Genomic DNA, 15,117 nt, shown 5'->3' with positions numbered 1-15,117 from the left:
ATCAACATTCAGCACCGTCTTGGTGGAATGCTCATTTCTAAGCTTTAAACGTTGGTACCAATCTGTAATGGTGGAGCCAAGCGGGATCGAACCGCTGACCTCCTGCGTGCAAGGCAGGCGCTCTCCCAGCTGAGCTATGGCCCCGTATCGCTACAGGGGACACCATGTGAAATTGGTGGGTCTGGGCAGATTCGAACTGCCGACCTCACCCTTATCAGGGGTGCGCTCTAACCAACTGAGCTACAGACCCAATCGTCTTCTTCAATGAATCAAGCAATTCGTGTGGGAGCTCATGGAGCAGCTGCGGTCGTCGATTAAGGAGGTGATCCAGCCGCAGGTTCCCCTACGGCTACCTTGTTACGACTTCACCCCAGTCATGAATCACACCGTGGTAACCGTCCTCCCGAAGGTTAGACTAGCTACTTCTGGTGCAACCCACTCCCATGGTGTGACGGGCGGTGTGTACAAGGCCCGGGAACGTATTCACCGCGACATTCTGATTCGCGATTACTAGCGATTCCGACTTCACGCAGTCGAGTTGCAGACTGCGATCCGGACTACGATCGGTTTTGTGGGATTAGCTCCACCTCGCGGCTTGGCAACCCTCTGTACCGACCATTGTAGCACGTGTGTAGCCCAGGCCGTAAGGGCCATGATGACTTGACGTCATCCCCACCTTCCTCCGGTTTGTCACCGGCAGTCTCCTTAGAGTGCCCACCATAACGTGCTGGTAACTAAGGACAAGGGTTGCGCTCGTTACGGGACTTAACCCAACATCTCACGACACGAGCTGACGACAGCCATGCAGCACCTGTCTCAATGTTCCCGAAGGCACCCTCCATCTCTGGAAAGTTCATTGGATGTCAAGGCCTGGTAAGGTTCTTCGCGTTGCTTCGAATTAAACCACATGCTCCACCGCTTGTGCGGGCCCCCGTCAATTCATTTGAGTTTTAACCTTGCGGCCGTACTCCCCAGGCGGTCAACTTAATGCGTTAGCTGCGCCACTAAGAGCTCAAGGCTCCCAACGGCTAGTTGACATCGTTTACGGCGTGGACTACCAGGGTATCTAATCCTGTTTGCTCCCCACGCTTTCGCACCTCAGTGTCAGTATCAGTCCAGGTGGTCGCCTTCGCCACTGGTGTTCCTTCCTATATCTACGCATTTCACCGCTACACAGGAAATTCCACCACCCTCTACCATACTCTAGCTCGACAGTTTTGAATGCAGTTCCCAGGTTGAGCCCGGGGATTTCACATCCAACTTAACGAACCACCTACGCGCGCTTTACGCCCAGTAATTCCGATTAACGCTTGCACCCTCTGTATTACCGCGGCTGCTGGCACAGAGTTAGCCGGTGCTTATTCTGTCGGTAACGTCAAAACACTAACGTATTAGGTTAATGCCCTTCCTCCCAACTTAAAGTGCTTTACAATCCGAAACCTTCTTCACCACGGGCATGGCTGGATCAGGCTTTCGCCCATTGTCCAATATTCCCCACTGCTGCCTCCCGTAGGAGTCTGGACCGTGTCTCAGTTCCAGTGTGACTGATCATCCTCTCAGACCAGTTACGGATCGTCGCCTTGGTGAGCCATTACCTCACCAACTAGCTAATCCGACCTAGGCTCATCTGATAGCGCAAGGCCCGAAGGTCCCCTGCTTTCTCCCGTAGGACGTATGCGGTATTAGCGTCCGTTTCCGAGCGTTATCCCCCACTACCAGGCAGATTCCTAGGCTTTACTCACCCGTCCGCCGCTCTCAAGAGGTGCAAGCACCTCTCTACCGCTCGACTTGCATGTGTTAGGCCTGCCGCCAGCGTTCAATCTGAGCCATGATCAAACTCTTCAGTTCAAACATCTTTGGGTTTTGAGAAAACCCTAAACTTGGCTCAGCAATCGTTGGTTACATCTTTGATTTCTCGCGGAGTAACTTGTGATGCTGATAATCTGTTGACTAGCAGTCTGACTCCACAAGCACCCACACGAATTGCTTGATTCAGTTGTTAAAGAGCGGTGGGTTGAGCCTTTCGTCTCAACCGAGGCGCGCATTCTACAGCGCCCGGTGTATCTGTCAAGCGGTTATTTTAAGAAGCTTTCAAAGTTTCCTCTTCAACTTCAACCACTTGCGCTTCCGATCTCTCGTTAGCGGGAGGCGAATTCTACAGCGTTACTCGCTGCTGTCAACACCTCTTTTTGACCGCTTCCGATCGAGAAGACCGAATCGTTAACGAAGCCATGTAAACCGCCCCACCAACTGCTTCCCAGGCTTCGATGATCTGAAGCCCTGCGCCGCCAAAAATCGTTTAACTCATTGAAACTCAAGGAGTTTTACGTTTCGACTGCGCCGGAAGTGGGGCGAATTATAGACGTCCAGGATTTGCCGTCAACCCCTAATTTGATTTTTCTATCCAGCCAGACGCACCCCGCTGAAATCCTCCTTATATATAGACGGAATCGCTGCGATTGCGCAGTATATTGCGCAAACCAGCCTTCCCCGCTTTTATCTTGGACGACTCTTAGTAATGACTCTCCCACATCGCAGCCTGGCAACCACCCTTTACCCGGTCGCCCTTCTATTGATTGCCATGGCATCCATCCAGTCGGGAGCTTCACTTGCCAAAAGCATGTTCCCGGTCGTGGGCGCACAAGGCACTACAACGCTGCGGCTTATCTTTGCCAGTCTCATCATGCTGTTGTTGCTGCGGCCATGGCGCGCCAAGCTCTCGGCTCAATCCCTGCGCACCGTAATCGTCTATGGGATGGCGTTAGGCGGCATGAACTTTCTTTTCTATATGTCGCTGCAAACGGTTCCGCTGGGAATTGCCGTGGCACTGGAATTTACTGGTCCTCTGGCGGTTGCCATTTACGCTTCGCGTCGGGCCATCGACTTTCTCTGGATTGCCCTGGCGATCACCGGCCTGCTTCTATTGATACCGACTGGAGCCTCCAGCAGCGGCATTGACCTGGTCGGCGCCGGTTATGCCCTGGGTGCGGGATTCTGCTGGGCGCTGTACATCCTGTTTGGCCAAAAGGCTGGCGCGGACAACGGCGTGCAAACCGCCGCACTGGGGGTAATGATCGCGGCCCTCTTCGTCGCGCCTATCGGTATCGTCCACGCAGGGGCCGCATTGCTGACGCCGAGCCTGATTCCAATCGCCATTGGCGTCGCCATCCTGTCCACTGCCCTGCCCTACACTCTGGAGATGATCTCCCTCACACGAATGCCAGCGCGCACCTTCGGCACACTAATGAGCATAGAACCCGCCTTCGGCGCGCTGTCAGGACTCGTGTTCCTCCAGGAGTACTTATCCCTGGCCCAATGGGCGGCCATCGGCTGCATCATCCTGGCGTCAGTCGGCGCAACGCTGACGATGGGTAGCGCCGCGAAGCCCGCCATCGCGGTTGATTGAGGCAGGATTTAAGGAAGCTCTGGTATTTACCACACATTTAGGCCATGTTTAGCCCGTAACCTAATGTCAGACATGGAATTTTCATACAGGACGTCACGAACGCTTAAAGCAAAAGCGAACACAATCGCACGTGGACATAAGATCTGCGGCGGTGATAAGGACGGGAATGAAACGAATTTTGATATTGATCGTTGTGCTTGCAATTGCGGGCTGCGCGGCGACCACGAGAACTGAAGTCAAACGCGGTAAAAAAGGCTTGCATATCAACTGTTCTGGCCTGTCCTCGTCCTGGGAGCAGTGCGCGGCCAGTGCCGCCAATTCATGCGCACCCAAAGGTTACAGGGTGATCGCAAAGTCGGGTGACGCCGTCGAGGAGCCGGGGGATTATCCTTTCGGACTCAACCCCGCCGGTTATACCAGTCGCAGCATGATCGTCATCTGTAGATGACCCTAGACCCAACCGAACTGTTCTTCGAACAGAATCGGTTGGGTCTCTCCCCTGAAGGCCTCAGCTAACGCCCTACATCAGATCGCTGCTGTCCGCGTGTTCAGCCATTGCAGCGCGTCGCCCTCCAGCAACGGGCTCAATCGACGCTGAACCTCGGCATGGTAGGTGTTGAACCAGTCTTTTTCATCCTGGGTCAGCAAGGACGGCTCCAGGCAGCGAGTGTCGATCGGGCACAGGGTCAGGGTTTCGAATTCGAGAAACTCGCCGAACTCGCTGCTCCCCCCCTCACGATTCAACACCAGGTTTTCGATGCGCACACCCCAACGGCCCGGACGATAAGTACCCGGTTCGATAGAGGTGATCATGCCCGCTTGCATCGCGGTCTGCGGCGCGGCGGCGGCCTGATAGGCAATCACCTGCGGACCTTCGTGAACGTTGAGGAAATAACCGACGCCGTGACCGGTGCCGTGACCGTAATCCACCTGCTCGGCCCAGATCGGCGCCCGGGCGATGGCATCCAGCAACGGCGACAGAATGCCCCGTGGGAATTTGGCGCGAGACAAGGCAATCACGCCCTTGAGCACGCGGGTGCAATCACGCTTCTGCTCCACGGTGGGCGTTCCGACCGGCACCATACGGGTGATATCGGTGGTGCCGCCCAGGTATTGGCCGCCAGAATCGATCAGCAGCAAGCCATCGCCCTCGATGACCGCATGGGCTTGCTCCGTGGCGTGGTAATGGGGCATCGCGCCGTTGGCGTTGAACGCGGCGATGGTATTGAAGCTCAGGGAGACAAACTCCGGCCGGCGTGTACGGGCCGCGGTCAGGTGCTCATCGATGGTCAGTTCGGTGATGCGCTCGCGACCCCAGGCGCTTTCCAGCCAGGCAAAGAACTCGCAGAGCGCCGCGCCGTCCTGCTCCATGGCCCGGCGGATGTGCTCGGCGTCGGCCGGGCTTTTACGAGACTTGGCCAGCGTCGTTGGATTGAGTCCCTCGACCAGCTTCACGCCACTGTCCAGATTATCCAGCAAACCGACCGTGACCCGCGCCGGATCGATCTGCAGGCTCGCGCCACTTGGTACTTCCCGCAATGCGACCGCCGCTTCGCTGTAATCACGCAAGGTCACACCGTCCTGTTCAAGAACAGCACGCAGTGGTACATCGACCTTATCCAGGGCCACGAACAGCGTTGCCTGTTGCTGGCTGATCAAGGCAAAGGAAACGAATACGGGGTTGAACGACACATCCGCGCCGCGCAAGTTGAACAGCCAGGCAATGTCATCGAGCGTGGCGATGAAATGCCAGTCAGCACCACGCTCCTTGAGAGTTTCACGCAGTTTGGCGAGTTTCTCGACCCGGCTGACGGTCGCCTGCGGCGGCAGATGCGCGTAGACCGGTTGATCCGGCAGGCTTGGGCGATCGCTCCAGATTTCCTTGAGCAGATCAATGTCGGTGCGCAATCGCGCCCCACGCGCCTCAAGCTTGCCGCTCAGGGTCCGGGCAGAGGCCACAGCCATGACCGCGCCATCAACCGCCACCGCTGCGCCTTCAGGCGTCTGTTCGGCCAGCCAATCCAGGGGGCCGGCCTGACCGGGAATGAGCTTGACCAGTTCAATACCGCTGCCTTCAAGTTCCTTGGTGGCCTGCTCCCAATAACGGCTATCGGCCCAGACGCCAGCGAAGTCCGCCGTGACGATCAGAGTCCCCACCGACCCATGAAACCCCGATAACCATTGCCGTCCTTGCCAATAGCCCGGCAGGTATTCCGACAGGTGCGGGTCGGCCGATGGCACCAGCAGCGCGTAAATGCCTTCGCGATTCATCAACTGGCGGATTTGGGCCAGGCGCTGGGGAACCAGTCCTTGGGTCAAAGGCTCGGTACTCATCGTTTCTCCTGCTCGTAAATAGTGTTGTTCGCTTGCACCAAGGGTTCTGGAAATCTGCCGCAGCGACTGATCAGCGAGCTTAACAGGCATCCGCCCCAAGCTCAGCCCTCAGCCGATGCTTTCGAGTAGCAACGGATATAGCGAGGCAACCAATAATAGCGCCATCCCCCAGTTGAACAGGCGCAGCCAGCGACGATCACGCAAAAGATTGCGCAACAGGCTGCCGCACACCACCCACAGGCTTACGCTCGGCAGGTTGATCAGGGCAAACACCGCGGCGATAACCACCACATTGAAGAAATAACCTTGAAGCGGCGTGTAGGTGCTGATGGCTCCGATGGCCATGATCCAGGCCTTGGGATTGACCCACTGAAACGCCGCCGCCCCCCAATAGCTGATGGGCGTGCTATCCCCTGGCCGGCTCTCAGAGACCGGCCCGGAGTGGGCGATTTTCCACGCCAGGTACAACAGGTAGCTCGCACCTACGTAGCGCAGCACGGTGTAGAGCAGAGGATAGGTCTGGAACACCGCGCCCAGGCCAAGGCCCACCGCCAGCACCAGGGAAAAGAAGCCGCAGGTGATGCCCAGCATGTGAGGAATGGTGCGGTTGAAACCGAAGTTGACGCCCGAGGCCAGCAACATGGTGTTGTTGGGACCGGGGGTGATCGAGGTCACCAGGGCAAACAGGGCGAAGCCCAGCAACAGGTCTAGCGAAAGGGTCATGGCAGGCGTATCCATTGGGACGGTGAGTCAATTCATGACCCTACCCCACGTCCTGATCCAAACCCATGGACAGTTAGGCAAAACTTCGAGCGGTACAGTCCCTCAGCTCGGCCGCCCTGGCAGCTTCATGGCTCGCTCGGCACTCATTTGCCCTTGGTCGTCGAAACCTACGTTTTTCTGCGAAGGACCGAGCAACTCGGCTTTTTTCGCGTGATACTCGTCGAACGAAAGGCCCCGGCGATTCAAGGCTTCAAGGGCCAGTTCCCGGGTTTCTTCGGCGGTGTAGGGGCGTAACTCCGGCGACGAAGAAGCACAACCGCTCAATACAGTGGCCGTCAACAGCAGCAAAACAGCAAAAGTCCGATTCATGGCGAGTATCCAGTGTTCTGAAGTGAGGCGATGAACAAAGGCTACCCGCCGACTCTGCGCGGCAGAAATCAACCCTTTTGATAGTGGGTATTGCTGCCTCGGATCATCCGCTGCACTTAACCGACCAACTGGCAATGCAGCGCGTTGTCGGCACTGCGCTCGATGTTACGCAACACCTGGAACGAGCCGAATGTCACGGCCTTGGCCCTATGGGCCTGGATCAGCCGCCAGAAATCCTGCTCACCGCGCTCGAAACTCTGAAACGCCGCTTCGCCCGCCTCACGGTTTTGCCAATGCAAATAGTTGAGAACCCGTCGTCCGTCCTCGCTGACCTGGATACTGGCACTCAGAAATCCCGCTTGCCCCCGTGCCAGGCGCTCGGTCTGTTCTGACAGGGCCGTCACCAGCGCCTGTTGCCATTGAGGTTCGATGTCGAACTCCATCAACTGGGTAAAACTCTGATTGTTCCTTGGTGATTGCATGAAAGGTCCTCGCTGTACGTAGGGCGGATCTTGCGGTCCGATGGCGTGCAGGGTAAAACCTCCAGTTAACTCAAGGTCAAGCAGAGAATGCAGGTGATGACACAGATAAACGTCCACCAGGAACTCACCGTCGGCCAAGTGGCCGCCCGCAGTGGCGTGGCCGTCACTGCCCTGCACTTCTATGAATCCAAAGGGCTGATCAAAAGCAGCCGTAACCAGGGCAACCAACGCCGCTATCCTCGGGAAGTGTTGCGGCGTGTGGCACTGATCAAGGTCGCCCAAGGCTTGGGCATTCCGTTGGCCGAGATCGGCAGCGCCTTGAAAACCTTGCCGGACGACCGCGCCCCAACGGCGAGCGACTGGAAGATCCTCTCGGCGCAGTGGAGCCGCGAGCTGGATCAGCGCATCAACCAGTTGATAGCGCTGCGCGATCGACTCAACGGCTGCATCGGCTGCGGTTGCCTGTCGATGGAAGGTTGCCCGCTGCGCAACCAAGGCGATGTGTTGGGCAAGCGCGGGCCGGGAGCGCATCTGCTGGACGCGCCGTGAAACGTTCGTCGGGTCATGCGCCGCACCCAAGTCGCTGTCCTATAGTGGATGGGCGCAAAACGGCGAGGCCCTCTTCGCCTCCCCATAACAACAAGGAGAAACGTCATGGGTGTCAAAGCCATTCCTGAAGGTTTCCACAGCATCACGCCCTACCTGGGCATTCAAAAAGCCGCTGAAGCCATCGAGTTCTACAAAAAAGCCTTCAATGCCACCGAGGTCATGCGCCTGGCCATGCCGGACGGCGGCGTCGGTCATGCCGAGCTGCGGATCGGCGACTGCCCCATCATGCTCGGCACGCCTTGTGATCAAGGGCCGTTGCGTAACCCCGAACAATCGGTGCCGGTAGGCCTGCATCTCTATGTCGAAGATGTGGACAATGCGTTCGCCCAAGCGATTGCCGCCGGTGGCACGGTGATATCCGAGGTCAAGGATCAGTTCTATGGTGATCGCAGCGGCACCTTGAAAGACCCCTATGGGCATGTGTGGTTTCTGGCGACGCACAAGGAGGATCTGACGCAGGAACAGATTGAACAGCGGGCCAGGGAGATGTTTCAACAGCAGGGCTGACGGCTAACCTGCTCTTGTGGCGAGGGGACCTATCCCCTTGCCACAGTTTTTTGCGTTTTCCGTCCATCCGGTTGCCCCAATAAACGTGGAAATACATCCAGTTCGCAAACGCGAAACATTTTCTTTCAGCTTTCGCTTCGGGATTTCCATTGCTCGTTCGTCTTAATTAGATGCAGCAGGTCGCGTCGGCAAAAGCCACGGCCGGCTTTTCAGGGTTCAGGGGATTACGAAGCCCCTAATACCGAACCTTTCATCGAATCAAGACGTTCAAATCATGTCGAAGAAATCCCGCTCCAAACTCTGGTTCCTGGTTCATAGTTGGCTGGCACTGCCCATCTGGTTTTTCGTACTCATCGTTTGCGTCACCGGCACGCTGGCGGTGGTCAGCCAGGAAATCGTCTGGCTGGTCAATCCCGAGATGCGCGCCAGCAAACCCTCGGACGACGCAACGCTGCTCAGCTACGATCAGGTCGTCGCCGCCATCAAGCAAGCCCAGCCGCAAACTCAAGTGCAGAGCATCGTGCGCCCGGATGAGTCGCATTTTGCCCTGGAGGTCGGCGTGACCTACCCCGACGGGCGCCCCGACAAGATCTACGTCAACCCTTACAGCGGCATCGTCCAGGGCTCGGCGCCGACGTTCAATTTCAGAGGCTTTACCCGTGCCCTGCATGGCTGGTGGCTGGTACCGTTCACCAACGGTTTCAGTTGGGGCTGGTACCTGGTGTCACTCCTCGGCCTGCCGCTGCTGGCATCCCTGGTGACCGGGCTGGTGGTCTACAAGCGTTTCTGGAAGGGGTTTTTCCGTCCGACCCTGCGGATCCGCCACGGCGCACGCATTTTCTGGGGGGATTTCCATAGGCTCAGCGGTATCTGGTCGATCTGGTTCATCGCGGTCATTTCCATTACCGGCACTTGGTTCCTGATCCAGGCGCTACTGTCGGACAACCAGATTTCCATTTCCAGCGCACCGGTCATCCCGGTGGTGTCGCGTGAAAGTGTTCCGCTGTCAGCCGAAGGGGTTGCGCCGCCGCAACTGAACCTGGACCGTGCGATTGAAATCGCCCAGCAACGCATCCCTGGCCTGGAAACGAGCTTCGTCAGCCTGCCCGGCAACGCCTATAGCCATCTGGAAATCGGTGGACGCGGTTGGTATCCACTGATGTTCCAGACCGCCACCATCAATCCCTATAACGGTGAGGTCGCCGCCTCGCGACTGCTGTCGGACCGCACAGCGCTGGAGTTCGTCACCGAATCCATGCGCCCGTTGCACACTGGGGACTTCGGCGGCCTCTGGATCAAGCTCATCTGGTTCTTCTTCGGTTTGATCATGAGCATGATGGTCCTCAGCGGGCTGCTGATCTGGACCAAACGCACCGCCCTGGCCACCGCAAATGCCTTCAAGCGCAGCCAAAAACCTTCCCGGAAAGCCCAACCTGCGCCGTTATTGCAGCCGTCCATCCACCGTGAATCAGCGGAGGGCAACCTGTGACCCCTTCCACCACCGCACCGCCATCGCGCCTGAGTGTGTTCTGGCGCAAATGGCGCTTCCACCTCAACGTGCTGCTCTTGCTGATTCCCCTGGGTTTCATGCCCAAGTACTTCTCCGAAGCCGCGTTATTCCGCGGCGATGCCGGGCTGGGTGAGCGGGAGGTCGGTGAAGTCCAGGTCGGCCCCTGGAGCTTGCGCCTTGCAGAATTTCGCGACGAAGCGCCACGCCTCAATGGGCCGGCAGGGCCTATGAAGCACTTCACTGCCGCGCTGTGCCAACGCTGCATCAGCCAGGTCAAGGCTACTTATCTGCGCATCGGCAAACCTCGCAGCCTGCGGGCCGCCGGGGTGATTTTCTTCGGTTCGCCCTATCGCATGGGCACCTTGTTGCCGGTGCCGCAAAAGACCCGGCCCGACGCTGAGTTGTGGATCACCCTTGAAGGCTGGGACGGTTCGATGCACCAGGCTTCCATTCCCCTGAGCCAGGCCTCGCCGGCCACCATCGCCTGGCTGAAAACCCAAGGAACCCAACCATGATTGCCCGCCGCTATCTCAACAGCCTGGCGCTGCTGCTCTGCGCAGGCGCCAGCAGCAACGCCCTGGCCCACAACCCGATGTGTGAATGCAAAGCCATTGATGCCGAGCAGATCCAGTGCACTGGCGGTTTTTCCGATGGCAGCGGCGCGCCCGGGGTGACCCTGGATGTGATCGGCTATGACGAAACCATCCTGGTGCCGGGCAAGCTCGGCGCCGATTCAACGCTGACGTTCAAGAAACCCAATGCCGAGTTCTACGTACTCTTCGACGCCGGCCCCGGCCACGTGGTGGAAATCGACCAAGCCGATATCGAGGCCCCATGAGTAATCCCACCACCCAAGTGATCCGCCCCGCCGGCGCCGGCCATGAAACCCTGTATGTGTTGCTGCTGTGCCTGATCATCGTTCTGATGGCCGGATCGGTGGTGGCCTGGCACGGTGAAACCCGGGACGTCAGCCATGTGCCTGCCCATCAGCTCGACGCCCGCCGCGATCTCAGCGCCGCCGAGCAAGGCATCTATGCCGATCTGCGGGTGACCCTGGATGAGATCCGTCTGCTACGCGAAGAACAGCAGTCCCTGCCAACCCCGCAAATCCTCGCCGAAGAAGGCTTTGCCCCGTTCGCTCAGGACGCCAGTTCCGTCAGCCGAGGCGGACATGTCTGGCGGCAAGTGGAGAACCGGGCCTACTTCGGCGCCAGTGCAAATCCATCCGTCGCCGGTTCATTTCTGATGCGCATCGACGAAGCATCCGACGCCGCCCCGGACATCTGGCTCAATCGCGACAACAGCGTCGCCGTCTCCAGCGATCTGGACGATACCGCCTTGTCCGCCGCCGGCTGGAAACAGATCGTCGCGCAGTTCGACGCCGGCGTAACGCGCCAGCATCGGCACTGACCCCACGCCCTCATTCGAGAGAAGACCGTTTGCCCATGTCTATTGCATTCCAACGCCGTCCCTTGCTGGGCCTTCTGCTGATCGGCCTGCTCGCCTGCCTGTTCACCCCACTGGCCAGCGCCGAAGCGGCCAAGCGCCTGCGTATCGGCATCACCCTGCATCCTTATTACAGCTACGTGGCCAACATCGTCGGCGACAAGGCCGAAGTGGTGCCGCTGATCCCGGCCGGTTTCAACCCCCACGCCTACGAACCTCGTGCCGAGGACATCAAGCGCATCAGCGGTCTCGATGTGATCGTGCTCAACGGCGTGGGCCATGACGATTTCGCCGACCGGATGATCGCCGCCAGCGAAACCCCGAACGTGAACGTGATCGAAGCCAACGAAAACGTACCGCTGCTGGCCGCCACCGGGATCGCCGCCCGGGGCGCCGGCAAGGTTGTGAACCCGCATACTTTCCTGTCCATCAGCGCCTCCATTGCCCAGGTCAATAACATCGCCCGGGAACTGGGCAAGCTTGATCCGGACAACGCCAAGGTCTACACCCAGAACGCCCGCGCTTATGGCAAGCGCCTGAGGCAAATGCGTGCTGCGGCCCTGGCAAAGCTGACCCAGGCCCCCAATGCCGAGTTGCGGGTCGCCACGGTCCACGCCGCCTACGATTACCTGTTGCGCGAATTCGGCCTGGAGGTCACCGCCGTGGTCGAGCCGGCCCATGGCATCGAGCCGAGCCCTAGCCAGTTGAAGAAGACCATCGACCAACTGCGCGAACTGGACGTGAAAGTGATCTTCTCGGAGATGGACTTTCCCTCCACCTACGTCGACACCATCCAGCGGGAGTCGGGGGTAAAACTGTACCCGCTCTCGCACATTTCCTACGGCGACTACAGCGCCGAGAAGTATGAAAAGGAAATGACTGGCAACCTCGACACCGTGGTCCGGGCCATTCAGGAGTCCGGCGCATGACTGTCCAGGAAACGCTCACCTTGCAACACGTCGGTCCCTTGATCGAGTTCGGCGACGTCAGCCTGAACCTGGGCCGCACTACGATTCTCGACGCTGTGACCTTCCAGGTGCAGCCCGGTAGCATTCATGCACTGGTGGGTCCGAACGGCGGCGGCAAGAGTTCGCTGATCAAGACCTTGCTGGGACAGATGCCCCACCAGGGACGCTTGAGCCTGCAATGGCCGGGTGAGCCCGGTGTCATCGGCTATGTGCCCCAGGCCCTGGAATTCGACCGGGGCCTGCCTATGACCGTGGATGATTTCATGGCAGCGATGTGCCAACGCCGGCCGGCCTTTCTCGGCCTGAGCAAGCATTACGTCGGCGCCATCGGCCAGGCCCTGGAACGGGTCGGCATGCAGGACAAACGCAAGCGTCGCATGGGCGCGCTGTCCGGCGGCGAGCGCCAGCGGGTGTTGTTGGCCCAGGGGCTGATTCCCGCGCCGCAACTGCTGGTGCTGGATGAACCGATGTCAGCGCTGGACGAGGCCGGCATCCAGGTGTTTGAACAACTGCTGCGAGACTGGCGCCAAGCCGGGATCACGGTGCTGTGGATCGAACACGACCTGGAAGCCGTCGGGCGCCTGGCTGACCGCGTCACCGGCCTGAACCGCCGCGTGCTGTTCGATGGCCCGCCGCGCCAGACCCTGACGCCGGAGCGCTTGCTGACGCTGTTTTCCACTCACCCACGCCAGAACGGGAGCGCCACCTGATGAGTTACGAAGCCTTTCGTTTGATGGTCCAGGGCTGGGCGTCGTCTGGCTACCTGCCCGAAGCGCTGGCTTACGGGTTTGTGGTCAATGCGTTGCTGGCCGGGCTGCTGATCGGTCCGGTCCTGGGTGGCCTCGGCACACTGGTGGTGGTCAAGCGCTTCGCGTTTTTCTCCGAAGCGGTGGGCCACGCGGCGCTGACCGGCGTGGCGGTCGGCATCCTGCTCGGCGAACCCTACACCGGGCCCTACGGCAGCCTGTTCGGCTATTGCCTGCTGTTCGGCATCCTGCTCAATTACCTGCGCAACCGCACCGGTCTGGCACCGGACACGCTGATCGGCGTTTTCCTCTCGGTGTCCCTGGCCCTGGGCGCCAGCCTGTTGCTGATCCTGGCGGGCAAGATCAACGTGCACATCCTGGAGAACGTGCTGTTCGGCTCGGTGCTGACGGTCAATGGCAATGACCTGCTGGTGCTGGCGGTGGTCGGTTCACTGGTGATGGCTTTGGCGTTGCCGCTGTACAACCGCATCATGCTCGCCAGTTTCAACCCGCAACTGGCGGCGGTGCGCGGGGTAGCGGTCAAGACACTGGATTACCTGTTCGTGGTGTTGGTGACGCTGATCACCGTGGCGGCAGTAAAAGTCATCGGCGCGATTCTGGTGGGGGCCTTGCTGGTGATTCCGGCAGCAGCAGCGCGTCTGCTCAGCCAGTCGCTGAAAGGGTTTTTCTGGTGCTCCGTGCTGATCGCAACCGTCAGCACCCTGTGCGGGATTCTCGCGCCGATTGTCTTCGACCTGCCGATCCCGTCCGGTGCCGCGATCATTCTGGTGGCCGGCATCGCATTCGCCCTGGCCGCCATCGCCCGGGGTGTTGTCCCCAGCCTCAAAGGGAATCTTGGATAAATGGTTTTTTCATTGCGACAACTGGCATTGGCCGTGGCCCTGTGTGGTCTGGTAACCAGCCCTTCTTTCGCCGCCGAAGGCAAACCGGTGCGCCTGCTTGCTTCGTTGCCGGTCACCTACGGCTTGGGTGAGGCGTTGCTCAAGGGCACTGATGTCAGCCTGGAGCGCGCCACCCCGGCCAATCTGCCCGGTACGCGCCAGAATGCCTACTTCAGCGGCCGTGGTGCGCCGGCGCTGAGCAAACTGGCCCGCGATGCCGACGCCGTCATAGGTCTGCGCTCGTTGTGGCCGGATGATCCGCTGTACCCCATGGCCCGACGCAGCAACATCCGCATCGTCGAAGTCGATGCTGCCCGCCCGGTGGACGGCGCCCTGCCCGGCATCGCCGTGCAATCGGGGTCGGTCGATGGCCTGGCGAGCCAACCGTGGATGGCCAGCCATAACCTGGGGCGGATGGCTGATGTAATCGCCGCCGACCTGGTGCGCCTGGCGCCAACGGCCAAACCGAAGATCGACGCCAACCTGGCGGCGCTCAAGCAACGCCTGCTAAAACTCAGCGCCGACAGTGAAAAGCGCCTCGCCAGTGCCGACAACCTGAGCGTGGTCAGCCTGAGCGAGCATTTCGGTTACTTGATCAGTGGCTTGAATCTGGACGGAATCAGCACCGATGCCCGACCCGACGCCGAATGGACACCCGAAGCCCTCCAGCAGCTGACCGCCACGTTGAAAGACAACGACGTGAAGCGGGTGCTGCATCATCGTCAGCCCTCGGATACCGTGAAAGCGGCCATCACCGAGGGCGGCAGTCAGTTACTGGTCCTGAGCACCGACGCCGCCGATCCCGTGGCGGAGCTGGAAAGCAATGTGGACCTGGTCATCACGGCGTTGACAGAGGGCTGACAGCAGGAATGCGATCCACTGTGGGAGCAGCTTGCTCGCGATAGCGGTGGTACAGCCAGCAAAGATGTTGGATGTGCCGGCCTCATCGCGAGCAGGCTCGCTCCCACAAAAAATTTGCAGCGGACCCAGAACTCAAGTCCATCACAGATGAATTGTGGGAGTGGGCTTGCTCGCGATTGCGGTGGATCAGGCGACATCAATGCTGACTGTGCCGACTTCATCGCGAGCAGGCTCGCTCCCACAAGGGATTTGCA

The 15,117-nt window shown here is 59.4% G+C and carries 16 protein-coding genes, 2 tRNA genes and 1 rRNA gene; 12 read left to right on the top strand and 7 right to left on the bottom strand.

Annotated features, from left to right (window positions below; genetic code table 11):
• Positions 1-68 precede the first annotated feature (68 nt).
• The 3 genes from PSH57_RS08595 to PSH57_RS08585 all read right to left on the bottom strand — a co-directional run bounded on the left by PSH57_RS08595 (position 69) and on the right by PSH57_RS08585 (position 1,848).
• Positions 69-144, bottom strand: a tRNA-Ala gene (locus PSH57_RS08595).
• A 29-nt stretch (positions 145-173) separates the two neighbouring features.
• A tRNA-Ile gene (locus PSH57_RS08590) sits at positions 174-250 on the bottom strand.
• Between the two features lie 65 nt (positions 251-315).
• Positions 316-1,848, bottom strand: a 16S ribosomal RNA gene (locus PSH57_RS08585).
• A 670-nt stretch (positions 1,849-2,518) separates the two neighbouring features.
• On the opposite strand from PSH57_RS08585, the gene rhtA reads away from it, so the two are divergent.
• The gene (rhtA, locus tag PSH57_RS08580) at positions 2,519-3,406 is read left to right on the top strand and encodes a threonine/homoserine exporter RhtA (protein ID WP_305388982.1); all 888 of its coding nucleotides are present in this window, start codon (positions 2,519-2,521) and stop codon (positions 3,404-3,406) included.
• A gap of 166 nt (positions 3,407-3,572) precedes the next feature.
• Positions 3,573-3,854 carry a hypothetical protein gene (locus tag PSH57_RS08575; protein ID WP_305388980.1) on the top strand — a complete coding sequence of 94 codons (282 nt, stop codon included), beginning with the start codon at positions 3,573-3,575 and terminating at the stop codon, positions 3,852-3,854.
• Between the two features lie 77 nt (positions 3,855-3,931).
• On the opposite strand, the gene PSH57_RS08570 is transcribed toward PSH57_RS08575, so the two are convergent.
• The 4 genes from PSH57_RS08570 to PSH57_RS08555 form a co-directional block, all read right to left on the bottom strand.
• The gene (locus PSH57_RS08570) at positions 3,932-5,740 is read right to left on the bottom strand and encodes an aminopeptidase P family protein (RefSeq protein ID WP_305388978.1); all 1,809 of its coding nucleotides are present in this window, start codon (positions 5,738-5,740) and stop codon (positions 3,932-3,934) included.
• A 108-nt stretch (positions 5,741-5,848) separates the two neighbouring features.
• Complete coding sequence (locus tag PSH57_RS08565; protein ID WP_305388977.1) at positions 5,849-6,463, bottom strand: LysE family translocator; 615 nt, start codon at positions 6,461-6,463, stop codon at positions 5,849-5,851.
• Between the two features lie 102 nt (positions 6,464-6,565).
• Complete coding sequence (locus PSH57_RS08560) at positions 6,566-6,832, bottom strand: hypothetical protein (protein ID WP_305388976.1); 267 nt, start codon at positions 6,830-6,832, stop codon at positions 6,566-6,568.
• 116 nt (positions 6,833-6,948) lie between these two features.
• Positions 6,949-7,314 carry an antibiotic biosynthesis monooxygenase gene (locus tag PSH57_RS08555; protein ID WP_305388975.1) on the bottom strand — a complete coding sequence of 122 codons (366 nt, stop codon included), beginning with the start codon at positions 7,312-7,314 and terminating at the stop codon, positions 6,949-6,951.
• Positions 7,315-7,410: 96 nt separating this feature from the next.
• On the opposite strand from PSH57_RS08555, the gene soxR reads away from it, so the two are divergent.
• The 10 genes from soxR to PSH57_RS08505 all read left to right on the top strand — a co-directional run bounded on the left by soxR (position 7,411) and on the right by PSH57_RS08505 (position 14,863).
• On the top strand, positions 7,411-7,863 hold the full coding sequence (gene soxR, locus PSH57_RS08550; RefSeq protein ID WP_305388974.1) for a redox-sensitive transcriptional activator SoxR: 453 nt from the start codon (positions 7,411-7,413) through the stop codon (positions 7,861-7,863).
• 105 nt (positions 7,864-7,968) lie between these two features.
• Positions 7,969-8,430, top strand: a complete 462-nt coding sequence (locus tag PSH57_RS08545) for a VOC family protein (RefSeq protein WP_256233259.1) — start codon at positions 7,969-7,971, stop codon at positions 8,428-8,430.
• Positions 8,431-8,704: 274 nt separating this feature from the next.
• Entirely contained in the window at positions 8,705-9,919 is a 1,215-nt protein-coding gene (locus tag PSH57_RS08540; RefSeq protein WP_305388973.1) for a PepSY-associated TM helix domain-containing protein, read from the top strand.
• Positions 9,916-10,455 carry a thiamine pyrophosphate-binding protein gene (locus PSH57_RS08535; protein ID WP_305388971.1) on the top strand — a complete coding sequence of 180 codons (540 nt, stop codon included), beginning with the start codon at positions 9,916-9,918 and terminating at the stop codon, positions 10,453-10,455. Before PSH57_RS08540 ends, PSH57_RS08535 begins: the two co-directional genes overlap by 4 nt.
• Positions 10,452-10,778, top strand: coding sequence for a hypothetical protein (locus PSH57_RS08530; protein WP_305388969.1), 327 nt, complete (start codon positions 10,452-10,454; stop codon positions 10,776-10,778). Before PSH57_RS08535 ends, PSH57_RS08530 begins: the two co-directional genes overlap by 4 nt.
• Positions 10,775-11,350 (top strand): DUF6162 family protein, encoded by a 576-nt coding sequence (locus PSH57_RS08525; RefSeq protein ID WP_305388968.1) that lies wholly within the window; start codon positions 10,775-10,777, stop codon positions 11,348-11,350. The genes PSH57_RS08530 and PSH57_RS08525 overlap by 4 nt, the downstream gene beginning before the upstream one ends.
• A gap of 35 nt (positions 11,351-11,385) precedes the next feature.
• Positions 11,386-12,315, top strand: coding sequence for a metal ABC transporter substrate-binding protein (locus PSH57_RS08520; RefSeq protein ID WP_305388967.1), 930 nt, complete (start codon positions 11,386-11,388; stop codon positions 12,313-12,315).
• Positions 12,312-13,064 carry a metal ABC transporter ATP-binding protein gene (locus PSH57_RS08515; RefSeq protein WP_305388966.1) on the top strand — a complete coding sequence of 251 codons (753 nt, stop codon included), beginning with the start codon at positions 12,312-12,314 and terminating at the stop codon, positions 13,062-13,064. Before PSH57_RS08520 ends, PSH57_RS08515 begins: the two co-directional genes overlap by 4 nt.
• Positions 13,064-13,963 carry a metal ABC transporter permease gene (locus PSH57_RS08510; protein WP_047228283.1) on the top strand — a complete coding sequence of 300 codons (900 nt, stop codon included), beginning with the start codon at positions 13,064-13,066 and terminating at the stop codon, positions 13,961-13,963. The genes PSH57_RS08515 and PSH57_RS08510 overlap by 1 nt, the downstream gene beginning before the upstream one ends.
• Positions 13,964-14,863 (top strand): metal ABC transporter solute-binding protein, Zn/Mn family, encoded by a 900-nt coding sequence (locus tag PSH57_RS08505; RefSeq protein ID WP_305388964.1) that lies wholly within the window; start codon positions 13,964-13,966, stop codon positions 14,861-14,863.
• Positions 14,864-15,117 lie beyond the last annotated feature (254 nt).

The organism is Pseudomonas hefeiensis (assembly GCF_030687835.1).
GTDB classification, from domain to species: Bacteria; Pseudomonadota; Gammaproteobacteria; order Pseudomonadales; family Pseudomonadaceae; genus Aquipseudomonas; species Aquipseudomonas hefeiensis.
The sequence above is the reverse complement of the archived record's forward strand: the minus strand, read 5'-3'. Positions and strand labels throughout refer to the sequence as shown.

Excerpts from the sequence above, each read along its gene's own strand:
- PSH57_RS08540 (WP_305388973.1), top strand. The coding sequence starts at position 8,705 with ATGTCGAAGAAATCCCGCTCCAAACTCTGGTTCCTGGTTCATAGTTGG.
- PSH57_RS08565 (WP_305388977.1), bottom strand. The coding sequence starts at position 6,463 with ATGACCCTTTCGCTAGACCTGTTGCTGGGCTTCGCCCTGTTTGCCCTG.
- PSH57_RS08570 (WP_305388978.1), bottom strand. The coding sequence starts at position 5,740 with ATGAGTACCGAGCCTTTGACCCAAGGACTGGTTCCCCAGCGCCTGGCC.
- PSH57_RS08530 (WP_305388969.1), top strand. The coding sequence starts at position 10,452 with ATGATTGCCCGCCGCTATCTCAACAGCCTGGCGCTGCTGCTCTGCGCA.
- PSH57_RS08575 (WP_305388980.1), top strand. The coding sequence starts at position 3,573 with ATGAAACGAATTTTGATATTGATCGTTGTGCTTGCAATTGCGGGCTGC.
- PSH57_RS08525 (WP_305388968.1), top strand. The coding sequence starts at position 10,775 with ATGAGTAATCCCACCACCCAAGTGATCCGCCCCGCCGGCGCCGGCCAT.
- PSH57_RS08515 (WP_305388966.1), top strand. The coding sequence starts at position 12,312 with ATGACTGTCCAGGAAACGCTCACCTTGCAACACGTCGGTCCCTTGATC.
- soxR (WP_305388974.1), top strand. The coding sequence starts at position 7,411 with ATGACACAGATAAACGTCCACCAGGAACTCACCGTCGGCCAAGTGGCC.
- PSH57_RS08505 (WP_305388964.1), top strand. The coding sequence starts at position 13,964 with ATGGTTTTTTCATTGCGACAACTGGCATTGGCCGTGGCCCTGTGTGGT.
- rhtA (WP_305388982.1), top strand. The coding sequence starts at position 2,519 with ATGACTCTCCCACATCGCAGCCTGGCAACCACCCTTTACCCGGTCGCC.
- PSH57_RS08520 (WP_305388967.1), top strand. The coding sequence starts at position 11,386 with ATGTCTATTGCATTCCAACGCCGTCCCTTGCTGGGCCTTCTGCTGATC.
- PSH57_RS08545 (WP_256233259.1), top strand. The coding sequence starts at position 7,969 with ATGGGTGTCAAAGCCATTCCTGAAGGTTTCCACAGCATCACGCCCTAC.
- PSH57_RS08555 (WP_305388975.1), bottom strand. The coding sequence starts at position 7,314 with ATGCAATCACCAAGGAACAATCAGAGTTTTACCCAGTTGATGGAGTTC.
- PSH57_RS08510 (WP_047228283.1), top strand. The coding sequence starts at position 13,064 with ATGAGTTACGAAGCCTTTCGTTTGATGGTCCAGGGCTGGGCGTCGTCT.
- PSH57_RS08560 (WP_305388976.1), bottom strand. The coding sequence starts at position 6,832 with ATGAATCGGACTTTTGCTGTTTTGCTGCTGTTGACGGCCACTGTATTG.